Source organism: Terriglobales bacterium (assembly GCA_035573675.1).
Lineage (GTDB): Bacteria > Acidobacteriota > Terriglobia > Terriglobales > Acidobacteriaceae > DATMAB01.
The window spans coordinates 86,418-107,440 of sequence record DATMAB010000010.1; the positions used below are offsets into that span (position 1 = coordinate 86,418).

14 protein-coding genes are annotated in these 21,023 nt (G+C 63.0%); 3 read left to right on the top strand and 11 right to left on the bottom strand.

Features of this window, described 5'->3' with window-relative positions:
* Nucleotides 1–44: 44 nt before the first annotated feature.
* Together VNK82_02520 and VNK82_02525 are read left to right on the top strand one after the other, a co-directional pair.
* The gene (locus tag VNK82_02520; protein ID HXE89815.1) at nucleotides 45–1,493 is read left to right on the top strand and encodes an aldehyde dehydrogenase family protein; all 1,449 of its coding nucleotides are present in this window, start codon (nucleotides 45–47) and stop codon (nucleotides 1,491–1,493) included.
* 104 nt (nucleotides 1,494–1,597) lie between these two features.
* Nucleotides 1,598–2,158, top strand: a complete 561-nt coding sequence (locus VNK82_02525) for a DUF4256 domain-containing protein (protein HXE89816.1) — start codon at nucleotides 1,598–1,600, stop codon at nucleotides 2,156–2,158.
* Nucleotides 2,159–2,312: 154 nt separating this feature from the next.
* Here the strand turns inward: VNK82_02525 and VNK82_02530 are convergent, their stop codons facing one another.
* The 11 genes from VNK82_02530 to VNK82_02580 all read right to left on the bottom strand — a co-directional run bounded on the left by VNK82_02530 (nucleotide 2,313) and on the right by VNK82_02580 (nucleotide 19,101).
* A complete protein-coding gene (locus VNK82_02530; GenBank protein HXE89817.1) occupies nucleotides 2,313–3,038 on the bottom strand; it encodes an alpha/beta hydrolase in 726 nt (241 codons plus the stop codon).
* Between the two features lie 40 nt (nucleotides 3,039–3,078).
* Complete coding sequence (locus VNK82_02535; protein HXE89818.1) at nucleotides 3,079–3,753, bottom strand: isochorismatase family cysteine hydrolase; 675 nt, start codon at nucleotides 3,751–3,753, stop codon at nucleotides 3,079–3,081.
* A gap of 44 nt (nucleotides 3,754–3,797) precedes the next feature.
* Entirely contained in the window at nucleotides 3,798–4,865 is a 1,068-nt protein-coding gene (locus tag VNK82_02540) for a nitrilase-related carbon-nitrogen hydrolase (protein ID HXE89819.1), read from the bottom strand.
* A gap of 99 nt (nucleotides 4,866–4,964) precedes the next feature.
* A complete protein-coding gene (locus tag VNK82_02545) occupies nucleotides 4,965–8,099 on the bottom strand; it encodes a TonB-dependent receptor (GenBank protein HXE89820.1) in 3,135 nt (1,044 codons plus the stop codon).
* Between the two features lie 202 nt (nucleotides 8,100–8,301).
* On the bottom strand, nucleotides 8,302–10,629 hold the full coding sequence (locus tag VNK82_02550) for a molybdopterin cofactor-binding domain-containing protein (protein ID HXE89821.1): 2,328 nt from the start codon (nucleotides 10,627–10,629) through the stop codon (nucleotides 8,302–8,304).
* Nucleotides 10,630–10,643: 14 nt separating this feature from the next.
* A complete protein-coding gene (locus tag VNK82_02555) occupies nucleotides 10,644–11,108 on the bottom strand; it encodes a (2Fe-2S)-binding protein (GenBank protein ID HXE89822.1) in 465 nt (154 codons plus the stop codon).
* A gap of 15 nt (nucleotides 11,109–11,123) precedes the next feature.
* On the bottom strand, nucleotides 11,124–12,011 hold the full coding sequence (locus tag VNK82_02560) for an FAD binding domain-containing protein (protein ID HXE89823.1): 888 nt from the start codon (nucleotides 12,009–12,011) through the stop codon (nucleotides 11,124–11,126).
* 42 nt (nucleotides 12,012–12,053) lie between these two features.
* Nucleotides 12,054–15,179 (bottom strand): TonB-dependent receptor, encoded by a 3,126-nt coding sequence (locus VNK82_02565; GenBank protein HXE89824.1) that lies wholly within the window; start codon nucleotides 15,177–15,179, stop codon nucleotides 12,054–12,056.
* Between the two features lie 236 nt (nucleotides 15,180–15,415).
* Entirely contained in the window at nucleotides 15,416–16,531 is a 1,116-nt protein-coding gene (locus VNK82_02570) for a carbon-nitrogen hydrolase family protein (GenBank protein ID HXE89825.1), read from the bottom strand.
* A 78-nt stretch (nucleotides 16,532–16,609) separates the two neighbouring features.
* On the bottom strand, nucleotides 16,610–17,734 hold the full coding sequence (locus VNK82_02575) for a nitrilase-related carbon-nitrogen hydrolase (GenBank protein ID HXE89826.1): 1,125 nt from the start codon (nucleotides 17,732–17,734) through the stop codon (nucleotides 16,610–16,612).
* A gap of 128 nt (nucleotides 17,735–17,862) precedes the next feature.
* The gene (locus VNK82_02580; GenBank protein HXE89827.1) at nucleotides 17,863–19,101 is read right to left on the bottom strand and encodes a styrene monooxygenase/indole monooxygenase family protein; all 1,239 of its coding nucleotides are present in this window, start codon (nucleotides 19,099–19,101) and stop codon (nucleotides 17,863–17,865) included.
* A 191-nt stretch (nucleotides 19,102–19,292) separates the two neighbouring features.
* Between VNK82_02580 and VNK82_02585 the strand changes: the two genes are divergently transcribed.
* Nucleotides 19,293–21,017 carry a styrene monooxygenase/indole monooxygenase family protein gene (locus VNK82_02585; protein ID HXE89828.1) on the top strand — a complete coding sequence of 575 codons (1,725 nt, stop codon included), beginning with the start codon at nucleotides 19,293–19,295 and terminating at the stop codon, nucleotides 21,015–21,017.
* Nucleotides 21,018–21,023: the final 6 nt, after the last annotated feature.

Sequence of the window (21,023 nt, forward strand, 5' to 3'; positions counted from 1 at the left end):
GCCGACGACAGACGGACGGCAGCGTCAGACCAGGAGAACCAGCCATGCAGTTGGCAGAGCACAAGCTATTCATTGCCGGTGAATGGGTGGCGTCGACCGGCGGGGTCCTTTTTCAGGACATCAACCCGGCGACCGGCGAGGTGATCGGGACCATCCACCAGGCCACCGGGGAGGACGTGGAGCGCGCCATCAGGGCGGCGTATGAGGCGCGAGCGCTGTGGGCGGCAACTACAGCGGCGCAACGCGAGCGCGTCCTGCTGAAGGCAGCGGACATCGCCGAGGCGCAAACCGAGGGCCTGGTCGACCTGCTGATGACAGAGACGGGCGCCGCCTTCGGCTTTGCGCACTTCCAAGTTCACCTGGTGACCGACTTTTTGCGCGCCATGGCGGGCGAGTGCCGGCGCATCACGGGCGAGACCATGCCTATGCTGCAACCGGGACAGTTCTCGTTCTCGGTGCGGCGGCCGCTGGGCGTGGTAGCGGGGATAGGGCCGTTCAACGCCGCCATGTTCCTCCCGCTAAAGAAAGTGGCCATGGCGCTGGCTGCGGGGAACACGTTCGTGCTGAAGCCCTCGGAGGAAACACCCATCGTGGGGCTGAAGATCGCCGAAATCTTCGCGGCGGCAGGATTGCCTCCGGGCGTTCTGAACGTGCTCTCCGGGCCCGGACCGGACATCGTACGGCAGCTCATCGCCGACCCGCGCGTGAAGTTGATCACATTCACGGGGTCGGACAAGGTGGGACGCATCCTGGCCGCCGAGGCGGCAAAGTACTTCAAGCGCTTCGTGATGGAACTGGGCGGCAAGAACCCGTTCATCGTGCTGAAAGACGCCGATATCGACTACGCCGTCGATTGCGCCGCCTTCGGCATCTACATCCACCAGGGACAGGTGTGCATGGCCAGCTCGCGCATCATCGTGGAAGACCCGGTATATGACGAGTTCTGCAGGAAGTTCGTGGCCAAGACGAAGACGGTGAAGGTGGGTGATCCGCGCGATCCGGCGACGGTGATCGGACCTATCATCCGCAAGTCACATTGCGCCTTCGTGGACGGCCACATCGAAGACGCGGTGGCCAAGGGGGCGAAGCTGCTGACCGGCGGCACGCACGACGGCCCGTTCTACCAGCCCACAGTCCTGGCGGAAGTGACTCCCAAGATGAAGGTCTACCACGAAGAGACGTTCGCGCCGGTGACTTCGATCATCCGGGTGCGGGATGCGCAGCACGCCCTGGAAGTGGCCAACGACACCAGCTACGGGCTTTCCTCCTCGGTGATGACGCGCGACATCGACATGGCGCTGAAGTTCGCCGAGCGGCTGGAGGCAGGGATGGTCCACATCAATGACTGCACCCTTCACGACGAACCCACGGCGCCGTTCGGGGGCGTGAAAAACAGCGGCTTCGGGCGGGAGAACGGCCGCTGCGGCATCGAGGAGATGACGGAAGTGAAGTGGATCACTATCCAGCAGGGGAAGCGGCCGTTTCCGTTCTAGGGCAGGTCGTCCCACGTTTGCGCCGAACAGCATGGCGCAAACATGGGGCACCCTCGGCTGTTTGGCCAACGCTGGTTTTGAATTTCCCGAGTCCACGTAAGACTATGCCCAACGCAACGCTTTCAAAACAGCAACGAGAAGAACTGCTCAAAGCACTAAGCGCCCGTTTCGAGAAGAACATGAACCGGCATAAAGGTCTTGAGTGGGCCAAAGTACAAGCAAAGTTGGAAGCGAATGCTGAAAAGCTGTGGTCCCTCAATGAAATGGAAAGGACGGGCGGCGAACCGGATGTTGTTGGTCATGACAAGAAGACCGGCGAATACATTTTTTATGACTGTTCAGCGGAAAGTCCCAAGGACCGCAGGAGTGTTTGCTATGACCGTGAAGCGCTGGAGTCAAGGAAAGAGCACAAGCCAAAGAACAGCGCTGTGGATATGGCAGAGGCGATGGGCATTGAGCTGCTGACGGAAGGGCAATATCGAGAGCTGCAGAAACTAGGAAACTTCGACACGAAGACGTCGAGCTGGGTGAAGACACCGGCTGGGATCCGAAAACTCGGCGGCGCCCTGTTTTGTGATCGCCGCTACCACACTGTTTTCCTGTATCACAACGGTGCGGATTCCTACTATGCGGCGAGGGGGTTCCGTGGCTGGCTAGCGGTCTAAGGCCCCGTGGTTGTTCGTTCTCCCGTGTCTCCGCGGAAAAACACCGCGTAGACATGGGGCACCGTCGCGGTCTAAGGCTGTTGCCCAGAAACGAACCAGAGCGCGGGCAGGATGCCCGCGCGACAGCCAGCGAGACTCCGGCGCTACAGTGGCGCTAGTCGCGCCCGGCCTCGATGAGTTTTTCCGCCAGACCCTTGGGGTTGGTGAAGATCACTTCATGGCTGCCGGGCATCTGCACCAGGCGGCAGAGTCCCAGGCGGCTGGACATGCGCGGATGCCAGCCCCATTCGCCGGGAGGAAGGGCGATGTCCTCGGTGCAGTTGAGGTAGCTGCGCGGAATCTCGAGCGAATAGAACTTCTTCATGTCCAGCTTGTCCTGGAAGGGCTGGTAGGGCTCGGGTGAAAGGGATTCGTAGGCGGACTTGGCGAGGGCGAGGTCGGCGTCGTTGATGAAAGCCTCGCGCCAGATGGGAAAGGGCGCCATGACGGTGTGGTCGGCAGATTCCCGGGCGAGCCGGTCGAACAACTCACGATAGTAGGGCGGAATCTCATCGAGCAAACAGTTGCCGTCCTGGAGCACGAAGGCGTTCCAGAAGACCAGCCGGCGAATGCGCTCCGGCATGACTTCGGCGACCTTGGCGATGATGGTGCCGCCGAAGCTGTGTCCCACCAGGACGAAGTCGCGCACGTCATTGCTCACAATGTAGTCGACGATGGACTGTGTGCACTGCGCGTGGTTGACGGCCTTGTTGCTGCCTTTGCCGTGCCCCGCGATGGTGGGCGTGAAGGCGGTGTGCCCCGCAGCCTTCAAGTGCTGGGTGGTCTGGCTCCAAGCACTGCCGCTGTGCCATGAGCCGTGAATCAGGACGAATTTCGCCATCTGCCAACTCCTGTGGAGGTCACGCGGTCATGGATGTCACTCAACGTTGAGCGTCGCGGTGGGAGGATTGTGCGGTAGCACCAGCCATCGCTCCTTCCATCTCCGCCAGAAGCTGGTCGGTGGTCATCACGCGGCCGAAGAGCAGCTCGATGTTGCGCAGCGTAGCCTCGTGCATGGTTGCGTCAAAGGTGGCGTTCGCGTCGCTGGGGAAGGCCACCTGGTAGTCGCGCATGAACGCGGAGCGCGCGGTGGATTCGCAGCAGGCGTTGGTCGCTGTCCCGGTGATGATCACGGTGTCGATGTTGTGGTAGCGAAGGATGGCGTCCAGATCGGTCTCGAAGAAGGCATCGAACTTGTGCTTCACGATGCGGTACTCGTGCGCGCCCTCCTGCGGCTGGAGCATGTCGGGGTACATCTCGAAGCTGGGCTCGCCGCTCCACAGCACCCGCTGTTCCTGAATAATGGGGAACTTGCGCAGCATCAAGCCGCCGTAGGGTGGCCGGTGGTCGGACTGCGTCCAGACGATGGGCATCCGCTGTTCCCGGGCGAAGCGGATCAGGCGCTCCAGGCGCGGCAGCATGGCGCGCGCTCTGGGCGTTTCGAAGGGAGCGCCCTCGGCGACGAAGGCATTCTGCATGTCAATGACGATGAGGGCGGTTCGCCGGGGATCGACGGTGAAGAAATCGCTTCCGGAGGCTTTCAGATTGGACGACATGGCGTGGTTCCCTTCCCGACCCGGAGGTCCGGCTGACGCAGCGCTCAGCGGCCGGGTTTCTTCCAGATACCGCGGTCGTGCATGAGACGGATCTGGCGCTTGATGACCCTGGAGCGGTACTCGGCATGCTTCATCGGTTCCCGCTTGAGGTACAGGTTCTTGGGGTAAATGGGTTTCTCGTACACGATCTGGTAAAGCTCCGTGCGCAAGTCCTTCAGCCAGTTGTCCCATTGGGCGCGGGCGCGATGGTCGCGCAGGGCCTCGATGTCGATGACCCCGGCCACGTAGGTGGAGCAGCCGCTGTATTCCTGCCGGCCCACGATCTGTCCCTTGTAGTTGAAGATGAACGAGCGGCCGCCGAAGGTGTCGATCGCGGTGGTGCTGTCCGGAAACAGATAGTACGTGCCCAGGTTGGGAGCTACGACATAGAAATTGTTGTCCAGGGCGCGGGCGCGACTCTGAATCTCGAAAAATTCGTTTCCCGTGCCGGGGTGGGGATAGGAGGCGCGATAGACGACTTCGGCGCCGTTCAGCGCCAAGGCGCGGGCGTTCTCCGGATACGACCCCTCGTTGGCCATCATGATGCCCAGGCGGCCGATCTCGGTATCCACTACCGGCCAGAAGGCGTCGAGATTGCGGCCGTACTTTTCAATCCACCAGTCGTACACATCATGCGGACAGACGGAATGCTCGACCGGAAACAGCGGCGAGACCTTGTAATGCTTGAGGATGACTTTCCCGCGCGGGTTGATGACGAAGCCGACATTGAAGAAGCGGTCTTTCAGCTCCGGGTGGCGGGCCTTGGCCTGCGCCATGATGAAGGCGTTGTATTCACGCGCGATCTTGCCCAGTTCCTCGGTTTCTTCGCCGGGGATGTCGATGGCGCATTTGCGGGCGAACTCGACGTGGTCGAGGTCGAGGACCTCGTCGTTGAAGGCCTGCAACGCGCCTTCCGGCAGCGCAATGAGACGCACGGGGATGTCGAGCGCCGAGAGCCAACTGGCAGCCTTCACCAGATGCTTGATGTGCTCGAGGTTGATCCTGATGTCCTTGCGGCTGCGGATGCCGCGCACGGTGGGGATGAGTCCGACTGCCGTATAGGGCTTGATCATGATTTTCCTGAACAGTGCCGGGCTAACTGCGGCCGGCCAATTTGGGCTTGACCCGGCCGGGAGAAGCAACTCTCCCGGCCGACCGTCCGAATCCATCCGCTAGAAGCTCAAGCGGAAGGATAACTGGATCTGGCGCGCCGGCGCCGCGAACTTGGGCGACCCAAAGCCAGCGGGCGTGGTGATGCCATCGCCGAATTCCCGGGGAACCGGCGTGACGAAATCGGGCGCCCCATACACGTGGTTGACGTCCTGCACGTTGACGATGTTGAACAGGTTGAAGAACTCCACGCTGAAGTCGCCGCGGATCCGCTCGCTGAAGGGGATGCCGCGCTGGACGCGAAGGTCCAGGTTGAAGTAGGGATCTCCCTTGTAGGTGTTGCGGCCGATGGTCCCGACGCGATCGGAGAACGGGAACAAATCGCCGTTGGTGTCGAAACCGGCGTTGATGGTGAAGTAGCGGGCGCTCTGTGCGCTCATCAGGATGGAGGACTTGAAATCGCGCAACACGCGCGGCCACTGCCTGGGCGACTCGCCGAGCACGGCCACCGTGACGCGATGGCGGATGTCGTTATCGCCGATGGCGCGGTCCAGGTCGTGCCGCAGGTAGTTTTCCGGCACGTTGGGCAGGTTGATGGTGGTGGAGATGTCGATGGACTTGGAGTAGGTGTAGTTGGCCAGGATGCTGTAGTGGTTGGCAAAGTTCTTGCGCAGGCTGGCCGTGCCCGCGTGGTAGATGGAGAATCCCACCGGGTGCACGTACAGCGTAAAGCCAAAACTGGGATCCGCCGGACAGAAGGTCTCCTTGCCGAGCGGCGTGGGAGCCACGGAACCCGCCGGCGCACAGGGCAGAGGCAGTCCCGTGATGGGGTCGCGTCCATTGGGATTCGGCAGTCCGTTCACGCTGTCGTAGACCGGCAACTGCAGCGCGTGGATGTACTGATACCCGGCAGAAACGAACCAGTTCTTGCCCAGCTCATGTTCCAGTTCCAAGCTGGCCAGTTGCGAATAGGCGTTGGGGAAGTCCCGCTTGGCGTAGCCCAGCGGAAACTGGAGCGGGAAGGGACCGATGGGCGTGGGGTAAGCTCCGGTGGTTGCAAAATTGAAGAAGGCGGAAGGGCCGGGAAAGATACCCGACGGCAGCCCCACAGCCCCGGAAGCGCCGAATCCGATCAGAGTGTTATTAGGATCGGAGAATTCAGGAAGTAGGGGAGGGCCGAACGGACCGACGTTGGTGTCCAGCATATACGTGAACTCCGAAGCGCCGATCCAGCTCACCAGGATGTCGCTGTAGACGAAAGGGGCGTTGAAGAGCCCATAGCCGCCGCGCAAGACGTCCTTGCCTCCCCGGAACGAGTAGGCAAACGACACGCGCGGCTGGAAGTTGTTGTAATCGGTGGTGTGGAACCTGCCCGGGCTCACCAGGTCGGGGCCGGTGGTCTTGGTATCGACTGCGGAAGGCAGGACATCGACGTCGTAGCGAAGGCCGAAGGTCAGGCTCAGGTTGGGCTTCACACGCCACTGGTCCTGCACGTAGAGCGAGTAGAGCTTGTGAACGTAGCTGACGCGCGTGCTGGCGTCGAAGATGGGCGCCGCCGGGCCGGTGAACAGGTCGCTGAAGAACGGAGCAGTGCGCGCGGGGATGGGCTGGCCGAAGAATTCACGCGGTTCCAGGAACAGAAAGACCTCTTCGATGGGCTGCGTGACCCCGGGACGGCACCCGGAAATAGGCACGCCAAAGAAGCCGTCGGGGCAGAAGACTCCGAATCCCGGGGTGAACAGCGGCACCTGCGTGTTGGTCCACACGGGGTGGATTTCGCCGCCGAATCTCACCGTGTGCTTGCCGTGAGTCCAGGTGACATTCTCGGCGAACTGCACCCGCTGCTCGCGGTAGAAACGGACGCTGCCCACGAATCCGCCACCGGAGAGCAGATTGGGAATACTGATGGCGGGCTCGAGCCCCGCGCCCTTGGGGATGAGGTCGAAGGTGCGGCGGCCGTACTGTAACAGCGTGCTGCTGGTCCACTCCGGCGAAAAGACGTGAACCAGGTTGGTGTACACCGTCTGGTCGCGCACCGGATTGTCCCGGTAGGAAGAAGGCAGGCCTTCGCCCGGAGGTGCGCCGCGCACGTTCTCCTTGCGGGTGTCGTTGAACAGGTAGCCGATGTTCCAAAACGTGCGTTCGCTCAAGACGTTGTTGATCTTGATGAAGAATTTATCGTAGTTGTCCACGGAGAGGATGGAGCCCAGCGTCTCCGGCTGCAGGCCGAAGAACTGCTTGGTTCCGTTGATGCTGAGGCAGGCGGGATTGAAGGTTCCGGGCGGCGGCAACACCGGGCACGTCGCCGGATTCGGGTTGATGGTGTTCAGGATGAAGCTGGAATAGATGGGCGACTCAGCCCGCCGCTGGCCTTCATACCCGGCGAAGAAGAAGTTCTTCTCCTTGCGCAGCGGGCCACCCAGCGTGCCTCCGAACTGATTAAAACGCAGGGTGGTGAATCCGGGCGCGGAGAGCAGGTTGTTGGCGTTGAGCGCGTCGTTGCGAAAATACTCGTACAAAGTGCCGTGCAGGTCGTTGGTGCCGGACTTGGTGATGGTGTTGACTACCGAACCCAGGCTGCGTCCGGTATCGGCGTTATAGGGGCTTTCCACCACGCGGAACTCCTGCACCCAGTCCTGCGACGGGCTGACGCGCTGCACGCCGGAGATGCTGGTGGTGTAGTCCAGGCCGTCGAGGGCGAAGAAGGAGGTATGGCTCTCGCGCGTGCCTCCGAAGCTCAGCTTCAGGACGGTCTCGGTGAAAGGAGATTGGGCGCCGACCGCCGTGCTGCGGCCGACCGCCACCGACGGGGTGAGCAGCACGAAGTCGATGAAGTCGCGCCCGGAGATAGGCAGGTCGGCGATCTTGCGCGACTCGATGACCTGGCTGACATCGGATTTTTCCGGATCGATGGCCTGGGCGGTTTCCTGCACCTCGACTTCCTGGCGCACTTCAATCCCCAACCGGACCGTCAAGGTCGCGGTCTGGCCGACCGAAAGCTGCACGGGAACGGTGCGGGCAGTGAAGGTCTTGGCCTCGGCGGTCAGTTCATAGCTGCCTGCGGGTACGCCAGCAATTACCGCCAGACCGTTGGCGTCGGTGACGGCAGTTCGCCGAGCGCCGGTTTCCGTGTTCTTCAGTGTGACGTTAGCGCCGGGAACCACCGCGCCGGTGGAATCGTCTACCGTCAACTTCAAGGTCGCCAACTGTTGCCCGAAGGCGCTGACTGCAAGCAACAACACTGTGCAAGCGACTGCCCAACCGCGTCGAAGCATGGCCCTAGTCCCCCTGTGCAAGGCCGGAAGTCTGTCACTAAGGCTCGTGCAAATCAAGCGGAATCTTACGTTTAGCGGATGATGCCTCGAGGTCGACGCGAATCGGCGAAATGCCTGAAGCCGATCAGAGCTTTCCCAGGCCGGCCAGGATCTTTTCCGGCGTGATGGGCAGGTCGCGCACGCGCACACCCACAGCGTCGTAGATGGCGTTGGCGATGGCGGGCGCGGGAACGATGAGACAGGATTCCGCCAACGACTTGGCGCCGAACGGACCTGTGGGCTCATTCGATTCTACGAAGATGCTTTCGATCTTCGGCGGCATCTCCATCGCTGTGGGCATCTTGTAGCTCAGGAAGTCGGCAGCCAGGCAGGCTCCATTGGAGTGATCAAAGGTCAGATTCTCCATCAGTGCGTAGCCCAGCCCTTGCTGGAAGCCGCCCTCGACCTGGCCCTCGGCACCGGCGGGATGAATCACACGTCCGATGTCGTGAGCGAACACCACGCGCAGCACCTTGACCTCGCCGGTTTCCGTGTCGACCTCGACTTCGACGAACTCGGCCGTGGCCGGAGAAGGATTGGACGCCGGGGCCAGCGAGGCCATCCCCATGATGGTGCCCTTCTGCTCGAGCGACGTCTTGCTCATGCCGTCGGGGACCATCTGGATGTACGGGGATTCCGCCTGCTTCACGACGCTCGCGATGGGAACGGAGCGGTCAGGAGATGCTTTGACCCGTACGCAGCCGTCGGCGGTTTCCAGGTCCTCCGGCGCGGCCTGGAGCATGGGTGCGGCGACCGCCAGCAGCCGCTTCTTCGCAGCAGCGGCGGCGGCCCGGACGGCGTTCCCGGAAGAATAGGTCACGCGGCTGGCGTGGCTGGGAGCGTCAAAGGGCACGGTCTCCGTGTCGGCGTAGGTGACGCGCACGGCCTCGACGGGAACTCCCAGTTCCTCGGCAGCAATCTGGCCCAACACCGTGTTCTGCCCGCAGCCCATGTCGATGGTCGCGGTGGATAGATCGACGCTGCCATCGACGTTGAGCTTGAGAATGGCCCCGGAATGCTCATAGATATCCGGGAATCCCACGCAACCGCTTACCCAAAGCGGCTGGCAGGCGAAGCCGACGCCGCGGCGTTTAGTTCCATTGGAGCGGTGGGTGGGCCGGTCGTGCCAGCCGATCCTGGCTGCGCCCTGCTGCAGGCAGTCCGCGAGCCGATAGGTCGAAAGCTTGAACGAGGGCTCGAACGGGTGTGGCTCGCCTTCCTTGTGCGCGTTCTTCAGTCGGAACTCGATGGGGTCGAGCTTGAGTTGATGGCAAATCTCATCGATCTGCGACTCCATGGCAAAGGCCGCCTGGGGAGCGCCGTAGCCGCGGAAGCCGCCGCCGATCATGTTGTTGGTATAGACCGAGCAGCCCTCCCACTTCTGGTTGGGGCAACGATAGGGCAGCAGGAACCCGTAGAAGCCATGCACCATCAGGACCACGGCGCCATGCGTAGCGTGCGATCCCGTATCCAGGATGCTCCGCGCATAGCGAGCGGTGAATGTGCCGTCTTTCTTAACCCCAGTCTTCAGGTGGATCTTGATGGGATTGCGCGCGGTGGTGATGAAGTCTTCGTAGCGGGTGTGCTCGGCGCGCACGGGGCGGCCGGTCTTCCGGCTGAGCAGCGCGCAGATGGGCTCGATGAAGCCCATGTCGAGCTTGCCGCCGAATCCGCCGCCGATGTACGGCGGTTTCACCACTTTCACCTTGCCCACCGGGATGCCGAGAGCAAAGGCCAGCTTCTCACGCAAGCCGAAAAGGTGCTGCGTGGAGGACCAGACGGTCAGGTTCCCGTGCACGTCGCTGTCTACGATGCAGACGCGGGGTTCCATGTAGCAGGTGTGCACGCGCTGTGTCTGGTACGTGTTTTCGAAGATGAAGTCGGCTTCAGCAAAGCCCTTCTCCAGATCGCCGAAAGTGAACGAAGGGTTGAGGGCGATGTTGTTGGGGGCATGTTCGTGGATCTGCGGAGCGCCGGGCTTCATGGCCTCCTCAGGATCGAAGACGGCGGGAAGCTGCTGGTACTCGACGTGAATCAGCTCGGTGGCCCTTTCCGCAATCTCCGGCCGGGTGGCGGCGACCGCCGCAACCGGCTCGCCGGCGAAGCGCACCGTGTCGCTCAGGATCAGCATGTCGCGCACCATGCTGCGGGCCTCGCTGGGAGCGAAATAGACCGGGTGGAACTTGATCTTGGGCACTTCGGACGGAACCAGCACGGCCTTCACGCCGGGCAGCCGCTCGGCCTCGGAGGTGTCGATGCGCAGGATGCGGGCATGCGGGTAGGGGCTGCGCAGCACCTTGGCATGCAGCATGCCAGGCAGGCGAAGGTTGACGACATAGCCCTTGCCGCCCGTGACCTTGTCGTAGGCATCGGGCTTGGGAACGGTCTTCCCAACCGCGCGTAACGTGGACATGGTTCCTGCCTTTTTCAACGGTGGGACGCAGTCATACGGACTGCGTCCACGATCTTCTGGTAGCCGGTACAGCGGCACAGATTGCCGGCGATCCCCTCGCGAATCTCCTCATCGCTGGGCGAAGCGCATTCCGACAAGAAGGCCTTGGCCGCGAGAATCATTCCGCAGGTGCAGTAGCCGCACTGCACGGCGCCGGTGTGTACGAACGCTTCCTGCAAGGGGTCGAGTTTGCCGTCGGTCTCCAGTCCTTCGATGGTGGTGATGCTCTTGCCTTGGGCCGACATGGCAAAGAGCATGCAGGAATACGCGGCGCGGCCATCGACCAGCACCGTGCAGCAGCCGCAGCCACCGGTGTCGCACCCTTTCTTGGCGCCCATCAGGCCCAGCTCTTCGCGCAGCACGTGAAGGAGCGTGTCCTGCGGCTCGGCCATCACCTCGTGAGTCTCGCCGTTGACGGCAAGGCGGATGACTTGCTTCATCGTCCTCTCCCCAACTCAGTCGCGTCGGGCCTGGAGCCGGTCCAGTGCGCGAGCCAACGTTCTGCGTACGAAAACCTTGGCGAGCGCCGCGCGATACTTCGCCGACGCCCGATGATCGGAAACGGGGTGGACGTCCGCCGTCACTTTCTCGGCGGCTTCTTCCACCAGCCCCGGAGTAATGCGCTTCCCTGCCAGAACCGTTTCGCAAGAGACCGCCCGGACCGGGGCCTTGCCCACGCCGCCGCCTGCGATCACGCGTGCATCCCGGCACGTCCCGGTCTGGTCGACCGTAAGACGCACCGCCACGTTGAGCAAAGCCAGATCGTTGGCGTTGGTTTCCAGCTTGAGGAAAGCGCTGGCCGACCCGGGCGGATGCTTGGGGATCCGCGCCTCGACCAGCAGCTCGTCGTGCCGCAGCGCGCTCTCGAAGTAGTCCACAAAGAATTCGTGCAACGAAATCTCCCTGCCGCCGCGTGGACCAAGCACGTGGACGGAAGCATCGAGCGCCATCAGCGCCACCGGCAAGTCGAACAGAGGCGACGCTGCGGCCAGACATCCGCCCACTGTTGCCATGTTGCGGATCTGCGCCGGGGGATAGCGCAGCGCATCTGCGATTGCCGCAAGCGCCGTGCTCTGCTGAACCGGAGCGGCGTCCGTAAGGGCGGCGAGCGTGGTGGCCGAACCGATCACCAACCCGCTCTGCTCCGCCTTGACATAAGCAAGGTGGGCGCCCTGCAGGTCGATCAGGGCGTCCAGCCGCAGGCCCAGACCACGGGCGGCGATGCCGTGAAGGAACGTCCCGCCACCCAGCAGGCGCGCGCTGCTGCCGTATTGGGCCAGCAGCGCCACCACTTCACCCGGGTTTGTCGGCCTGAAGTATTGTTTGACCTCAGTGAACGCCATTCCATCCTCCGCTGGAACCGGGCGGCCACACAGGCCGCCACACTAAAACGTCAGCCGAACGGAAAACTGCAACTGCCGGGCATCGGCAATGCTGCGAGGCTGCCCGAAGCCAGGGTTAGCACCGACCACGCCGTCGCCGTACCGGCGCGGTTCCGGCCCGATCAGGTCTGGCGCGCCGTAAATGTTGTTCACGTCCAGGACGTTCGCCCGGTTGAAGAGGTTGAAGACCTCGAAGCTGAAGTTCAGGTGTGCTTCGCTGTTCGAGACGGTGAAGGGGATGTCGCGCTGCACGCGCAGGTCGATGTTGTGGAACACGTCGCCCTGGTACGTGTTGCGTCCCAGCAGGCCGACGCGATCGGTGAACGGGAAGCCGTCACCATTGACGTCAAAGCCGACCTGGACCGCCTGGTAGCGCGGTGTCTGAAGGGTCGTCGTGAGCCCCAAGGTCCAGTTCTTTGCCAGCCAGTGACGGAAGGGTGAATCCGCCAGTCCGGTAAGGACGAAGCGGTGCGCCACGTGATTGTCGGAAACCGCACGCTCCAGATCCTTGCGCAGGTAATTCTCGGCCCCGGTGGCGTACTGGATGGTGGTCTGATTGTCGATCGACTTGGACCAGGTGTAGTTGGCGGTGAAGTTGAAGTGGTGGCTGAAGCGCTTGTTCACGGTGATGAACCCGGCGTGATAGATGGAGTAGCCGGCCGGTTCGTCCAGGAAAGCGAAGCCGAAGTTGGGATCGGCGAGCGCCAGCCTTTGTTTGCCGTTGGGCAGGAAGCCGTCGGGGCGGACGTTGGTCTGGCACCCACAGTAGTGGATCTTGAGGGCGTGGATGAAGGAGTAGCCCGCCGAAATCTGCACGTCCTTGCCCAGCTGCCGTTCGATCTGCAGGCTGGCGTTCTCCGCGTAGGGATTGGGGAAATCGCGGGTGGTGAACCCGTGCGAGAATCCGATGAGTTGCGAGGGATCGGGGTATGTGCCCGTGGCCGTGAAGTTCGCAAAGGCCACGCCTGCGGTAAAGGGTCCGGGCACCACGCCGACCGGGCCAAAGAAGGCCAGGCCCACCAGGGTTTCGGTCGGATTCACAAAGGCCCCCACGAAGGGATTGTTCATGTAGCCGTTTACCGGACCGAAGGCGGTGGTCGTCCCTACCAGCTCGCTCCAGTTGAAGGGACCGGTGTAGATGCCGAAGCCGCCGCGAATGACGGTCTTCTCATCCGGGGAATACGCGAAGCCGACCCGGGGCTGGAAGTTGTTGCGGTCGGGCTGGTACCAGTCGCGCTCGTGGAAGGGCCGGGTTTCATTGTCATAGCGCAGCCCAAACGTCAGCGTCAGTCGCGAGCCGATGCGCCACTTGTCCTGGATGTACAGGGCATACACCTGCCGGGTGAAGTCGGCGGAGGAGGCGGCGTCGAACTCATCGAACATGGTGGGCGGCAGCAGGCTGGATTCCCAGTCGGTGCCGCGGGGGATCAGCGGCTGGCCCCAGAGCGAGCGGGGCATGCCGAAGTAGAACACCAGGGCGGTCGGCCCCAGCGCTGAGAAGTCGCCGCAGCCGAACACGTTGGGCGTGCCGAAGTAGCTGTCCGGGCAGAACGCGGCCACCCCGGGCGTGAACATCGGCGACTTGGTGGTGTTCCAGATGTTGTGGAACTCGCCGCCGAACTTGAGCGTGTGGTTACCGAACGTGTAAGTGACGTTCTGTCCCACCTGCAAGCGGTTCTCGCGGTAGAACGTGAAACTGCCTACCGGGCCGCCGGACTGCGCCAGATTGACCAGCGCCATGAACGGCTCCCGGCCGGCTCCTACGGGATCGAGATGGAAGGTGCGACGCGCAAACTGGACCACCGTGTCCCCGGCAACCTGAGGCGAGAAGGTGTGGATGAGGTTGGCCGCGACCGACTGATCACGAATGGGATTGGAGCGGAAGCTGCTCGGTAATCCCAGTCCCGGCGGAGCCCCGGGGGTGTCCTCGTTGCGCTCGTCGGAGAACAGGTAGCGCGTGGTCAGCATGGTGCTGCCCGAGAACTGGTGGTCCACCTTGCCGATGAACTTGTCGTAATCGTTCACGATCAGGACCGAAGCCAGGTTCTCCGGCTGCAGCCCGAAGAAGTTTTTCGTGCCGTTAATGCTGATGCATGCCGGATTGAACGTCCCGGGCGGGGGCAGAACCGGGCATGTGGCCGGGTTCGGGTCAATCGTGGCCAGGATGAAGCTCGAATAGATGGGCGACTGCCCGCGGCGTTGTCCTTCGTATCCGGTGAAGAAGAAGGTCTTCTCCTTTGCGATCGGCCCGCCCAGGTTTGCGCCAAACTGGTTCAGCCGCAGCACGTTCGACGTAGCCAGGGGGTTATTGGCGTTCAGAGCGCCGTTGCGGAAGAATTCGTAGATGCCGCCGTGAAAGTTGTTGGTGCCGGACTTGGTCACGGTGTTGACGATGCCGCCCAGAGTGCGGCCGACGTCGGATTCGTAGCTCCCGCTGACCACGCGAAACTCCTGCACCCAATCCTGCGCGGGTGAGGCGCGCTGCAGGCCGGAAAGGCCGGTGGTGTAGTCCACGCCGTCCAGGGAAATGAACACGGAGTGAGTCTCGCGCACGCCGCCGAAGCTCAACTTGGGGGTCTGCTCGGTGAACGGCGCCTGGCTTCCCACCGAGGTGCTGTTGCCCAAGGTGACTTCGGGCGTGAGCATCACGAAGTCGATGAAGTTGCGTCCCTTGATGGGCAGGTTGTGGATCTGTCGTTCCGTTAGCACCTCGCTCACTTCGGCCTTGTAGGTGCTGACGCCTTCCTCCGTCGCCGAAACGGTGACTTCCTGTGCCGTTTCCACGAACATGGTCATAGCAATGGAAGCGCTTTGACCGACTTCGAGACGAAGAGTTCGGGCCGCCGGCTTGAAGCGCTCAGCCTCGACCCGCAGTTCGTACTCTCCCGGCGGCAGATTGACGATCTGGGCGAACCCGTGCGAGTCGGCTGTCGCTTCGCGCTGCAACCCGGTTGCGGTGCTCTTCAGGATGATCTTCGCCTGGGGAATCATCGCCCCGGTCTGATCCTGGACGGAAATGGAAGCGCTGGCCAGCGTCTGCGCCTTGGCTGCAGAGGCGAACAGGCACAAGCAAACCGCGAGAGCCAGTGCGGCCGCCGCGCGATGTGTATTTCTGGGTCCACTTGTCATGATTCTCTCCCTGAAAAAAGGGGGAGCCGAACCATCCCCCGGTTTTCGGAAGCATGGCCGCGGTCCACAGGCAAGTCTGTGACCTGGAGCACATTGAAGTGTGACGCCCGCGGAGTTGGAGCCTGGCGGACCGCGGCATCATTCTGGGGCGTAGGCGCGTGTGTCGAAGAAGGGCTGCAGCCCGGTCGCAACGCCAGGGCCGGCCGGTCAATCCGTAAGCTGGAGCGTGGCTGCCGTCAAGCGGAGCGGCGGGTCAGGTCTTCCAGTGCGGTTTCGACGCTCTGGCGGCTTACGCCATGTTGCTCTGCGATCTCGTCCAGGCGATCGCGCGGAGTCTTCTCAAGCGCGCTGCCCGCAAGGTCCTCCAGGCGGAGCGGGGCGCCGAGATACTGCAGACGCACGATGTCCGGGCGGGCGTAGTGCCCCACCGTGTCGATGATCGCTTTCCACACCTTGATCATGTCGGCGCGGCATTCGGCGTAAAGGATGGTGTCGCCGGCGGTGGGCGGAACCAGCGGGATGCCGAGCGGCGCGACGATCTGGCTGCCACCCTGCGCGTAATCGACGTTCAGGGTGGCGCGCAGAGGAAAGTCGGCAGGGACGTCGGAAGGCGTGAGGTAGCCGCAGGCAGAAAGAACAAATGCGCCGGCCTCGAGTGCGTGCGCCCGCGTCAGCGTGTGTCCCCAGAATGATGTGCCCTCGGCGTCCGCCTCTTCCAGCTTGGGTCCGCTATGGAGCGCGAACGCGCCGGGGAAAACGGCGACGTGGAAGTCCTCGCCCTGCTCGATCATGCGGGCGCGGATGAGGGTCATGAGATGCTCGCCGCAGATCAGGCCTCCGATGCGGCCGATATCGGTCTCATAGGTGACCAGGTCGCTGCCGTCGCCATTGCCCCACACGGCGCGCTCCACGAAGGTGGGCATGGTCTTGCGATGGCGTCCCAGGACTTTCCCCGAGCGGTCCAGGAATAGGAGGGTGTTGTAGATGGTGTGCACGCCGCGGCGGGGATCCATCTCATTGCATCCGATGACGACGTATGCGTTGGCTTTGGCCGCGGCTGCGCCCAGGCGCTCCGTGTCCTCGCTGGGGATAAGCAGCGCGTTGTCGTAGAAGCGGACCCGGACGGGCACCCACTCCCGCAGGTTGGATTCCCAGCCCTCGCCCCAGTAGGGATAGCCGGCAAGCCAGGTCTCAGTGAAAACGATCAGCTCGGCGCCCTGCCGTGCCGCCTCCGCAATCTTCTGGCAGGCGCGTTCCACGCTGCGCTCGCGGTCGAGGTACACAGGCGGCGTCTGCACCACCGCTACCTTCACTAGTTCCCTGCCGCCCAGGACCTTCTGGCTCGGTCGCATTTGGTTAACTCCTCATTCCGTTTGGCTCCGCAGGAAAAAACGGGGCGCTCCGAATCACCCTGGCGCGCCCCGTTCGTTCTACCCCCGAGTCAGGATTTTCTCCGGCATCGGCTCCTCGGTCTTCTCGGTTGGCTCCGTTGCCTTCGGGGTGGGACGCCGCCACGTCCCGCGCTCGACCATACGCTCGATCTGCCGGCGGACGATCTCGTCGTTCGCCGCGTGCCGGCGCGGAGGCTCATCGAGACACAGGTTCTTCGGATAGACCGGCTGGTCGTAGATCAGCCGGTATTGCTCGGTGCGCAGGTCCTTCATCCAGTTGCCCCACAGGGACCGTGTACGGTACTGGCGCAGGGCCTCGATGTCGATGATCCCTCCGGCATAGGAGGAACCCGAGCCGTACTTGTGTTCGGACACGATCCGGCCCTGGTAGTCGACGATCATGGACGCGCCGCCGAAGGTGTCGATGGCCGTCTCCGACTCCTGGGTCAGGTAGTAGCAGGCGACGTTAGGAGCGATCACATAGCAGGTATTGTCCAGCGCGCGGGCGCGGTTCTGGATCTCCCACAGGCCGTTGGCCACGTAGGGCTCGGGATAGCTGGGCCGGTAGATGATCTCGGCGCCGTTCATGGCCAGGCCGCGCGCCGTCTCCGGATACGAGCCTTCCATGCAGATGATGGTTCCGATGCGACCGATCTCGGTGTCGCAGACTGGGTAGAACGCGTCCAGGTTCTCCCCGTAGAGTTCCACCCAGCGGTCCCACACGTCATGCGGCACGGTGGAGTGCTCGCGCGCGAACACCTGCAGCTTGTAGTGCTTGTGGATCACGTTGCCGCGCGGGTCGATGATGAACGCGCAGTTGAAGAAGCGCTCCGGAAACTCCGGATGCTTCACTTTGGCCTGGGCGATGATGTAAGCGTCATGCTGCCGCGCCTTGCGGCCCAGGAATTCCGTCTCCTCCCCCGGAATGTCGAGCGCCATCTCCTGCACGTACTTGCGATGGTCCCAGTCGAAGACCTCGTCGGTGAAACCCTGCAGAGAGCCCTCCGGGATGGCGATCAACCGCACCGGGAGATCTATGGCGCTCAGCCATACCGACGCGTCAATCAGATCGGAAATGTGCTTCAGGTTGGTGATGACTTCGGAGCGCTTCCTGCAACCCCGCATGGTCGGCTGCAGGGCCAGGGCCATGTATTGCTCTACCATATCCACCTCCTTGGTCGTGACCGAGTTGATTCGCTGATACGACGCAACGGCGATTCCTGGAGTCGAGAAGAGTTCCGGGAGATGCTCATTCCATACCTGGCGGCGGCCGCTGTCAACTCGTCAGGCGGCTAGGCGACTGAGGCCTCCTTCTGCAGCCGCTGGATGAGCAAATCAGCTTCCGCAGCACTGAACCACCATGGGCTGTAATCCGGCGGGTTGTTAAACCCGTTGGCAATGCGGCTGGCCAGGGCGGGAATCTGGCTGGCGGCGCCCATCAGTTGCAGGATCTGGGGCTCCGGCGGCACCAGCAGTGAGTTCGTCCAGCGCACCACCCACTGCGCGTAATCCCAGAAGGCATCGAAAGTGCCCTGCATCCAGGCGGCATCGAACGGCTTCGAGCCGCGCTCCAGGATGCGATCCATGTACACCTTGGCCGCCTTGCTGGCGGTGTTCGAGCCCTGGCCGGTGATAGGGTCGTTGAGCACCACGACATCCGCCATCCCAAGCGCCAGGCCACCGCCGGGTAGCTTGCAGATGGGCTTGCGAACGGTTGGGGCGAAGCGACCCACCAGGATTCCCATTTCGTCGGTGAGCTCGATATTGCGGCAGCGCTCGGCTTCCCAGGGCAGAAACTTCGCCAAAATCTCCCTGCTGCGGGCCAGGTGCTGCTGCGGCGTCTTGACGTCTTGCCAGCAGTCCATGGGCCCGCCGACCACGCCTTCGAACACCATGATCTCGCACTCGCCGTTGAGCGTGAGAGCGGGGAAAACAAAATATTCGCCGACGCCGGGGATCAGGCTGAATGCCACCGCCGTGTAGGGCGTGCGCGGCACCATGTTCTTTACATATGTGAGCGCCAGAGCCCGCATGGGCGTGGAGTAAGGGGAACGTGAGTCGTCGCGCTCGAACATCCGGGCGATCTCTCCCTTACCGGCGGCCACCAGTACAAGGTCGTGGGTACGGGCATATTCGTCCAGGTGTTCGGGGCCGGCGTCCTCGATCAGCACCCTGCCGCCGCGACGGGCAAACTCTTCCATCCATCCTGCGAACTTCACGCGCTGGTCGACGGACTGGCCGTAATGGTCGAGCCGGGCTTCCCAGAACAGAGCGCGGCTGCCATCGGGGCCGGGAATGGAAAAGGCAATCCCTTCCGTGATGGGACATTGTTTTTCCCAGAAGTTGATGCCGAGGTCGCGTTCGTTCTGCAGCGAATCGTGGAACATGAACTGGCTGGAGGTCACGCGGCCGGCACGGATCTGCTCGGGCGTCCGGTTCGAAACCACGGTGACGTCGTAGTCGCGCTGCTGGAGTCCCAGCGCCAACTGCAGGCCGGACTGTCCAGCGCCGACAATGGCAATCTTCCTCATGGAAAAGTTTTTCTCCCCTGCTTCCTGGAGCTGCGAATCGTTCGGTCCGGCGATTCGTCCGCGGAGCCGGCGTCGATGGGGTGCCCACTATACCCGAGAGCCGCGCTGATTTCATCCCTCGTCGGATGTTCCCTTGTCCCTCCCCAACCTGCGTGATAGGTTTGCATGCTTCGTTCCAGGGCCCCGGTGGAATGAAACGCATCGCCATCATTGGCGCCGGCCAGTCCGGCCTGCAGTTGGGCCTCGGCCTGCTGGCCAGCGGCTATCAGGTCACCCTCTATTCCGGCCGCTCGGCGGCGGAAATCCACGACGGGCCGGTCATGTCCAGCCAGTGCATGTTCGATTCCGCCCTGGAAGCCGAGCGCGCCCTGGGCCTGAACTTCTGGGAGGAGAAGTGTCCCCGCGTGGAGGGTATGGGATTCGCCGTGCCCGACGGCCTGGGCGGCAAGGTAGTCGATTGGGCCGCACGGCTGGATGATTACGCCCAGTCCGTGGACCTGCGCCTGAAGGTGTCGCACTGGATGACCGAGTTCGAGCGCCGCGGCGGCGAACTGCACATCAAGGAAGCCGACCTCGACGACTTGGAACACTGTGCGCGCGATCACGACCTGGTGATCGTGGCCGCCGGCAAGGGCGCCATCGGGCAACTTTTCGAACGCGACGCCGAGCGCTCCCCGTATGACAAGCCGCAGCGCGCTCTGGCGCTCACCTATGTGCGCAACATGGTTCCGCGCCAGCCCTTCAGCCTGGTTTCCTTCAACCTGATCCCGCAGGTCGGCGAGTACTTCGCGTTTCCCGCTCTTACCACCAGCGGATCCTGCGACATCATGACCTTCGAGGGCGTGGTCGGCGGGCCGATGGATTGTTGGCACGACGTCCAGACACCGGAGCAGCACCTAGCCCGCAGCAAGCAGATCCTGGAACGCTGGCTTCCCTGGGAAGCGGAGCGCTGCCGGGAGATCGAACTCACGGACCCGAACGGCGTCCTGACCGGCCGCTTTGCGCCCGTAGTTCGCAAGCCGGTGGCCAGGCTTCCTTCCGGGCGCTACGTGCTGGGCATGGCGGACACCGTGGTGTTGAACGATCCCATCACGGGGCAAGGCTCGAACAACGCCGCCAAGTGCGCGGAATCCTATCTGGAGAGCATCCTGGAACGCGGCCAGCGCCCGCCCGATCCCGAGTGGATGCAGCAGACCTTCGACCGCTACTGGACGGGTTACGCAAAGTGGGTAACCGAGTGGACCAACCTCATGCTGAATCCACCGGCGCACGTGATGAAGATCCTGGCGGCCTGCGGCAGGATCACGGCGGTGGCGCGGGCGTTCGTGAACGGCTTCGACGATCCGCGGACTTTCTTTCCCTGGTTTATGGAAGCCGCGGAAGCGGAGAAATTCATTCAGCAGGAAGCCAAGGCGGTGGCCGACCGCTTCGATCGGCGCGATTACCGGCGAGCTCTGGGCCAGTTCGCCACCGGAGTCACCGTGGTCACAGCCTGCACGCCGGACGGCCGCCGCGTGGGCATTACCGTGAACTCGTTTTCTTCGGTCTCGCTCGACCCGCCGCTCATCTTGTGGAGCGTGGCACGGAATGCGGGCAGCTTCCAGGATTTCTGCAGTGCGACCCACTTCGCGGTCAACGTGCTCGAGGCGCGTCAGCATCATCTTTCCCGCCAGTTCTCCACCCCGATGGCCGACAAGTTCGCCGGCGTGGAGTGCTCGGAAGGCAGGGCGGGCTGTCCGCTGCTGAGCGGCGCGGTGGCCTACTTCGTCTGCCGCAAAGTGAGGCAGTATGACGGCGGCGACCACGTCATCCTGCTGGGCGAGGTGGAGGAATACAAGTACCAGGAAGGCGAACCGCTGGTGTTTCACTCCGGCCGGTATCGCGTGGCAACCCGCCACCCTGATATTCCAGATTAGGGGAGA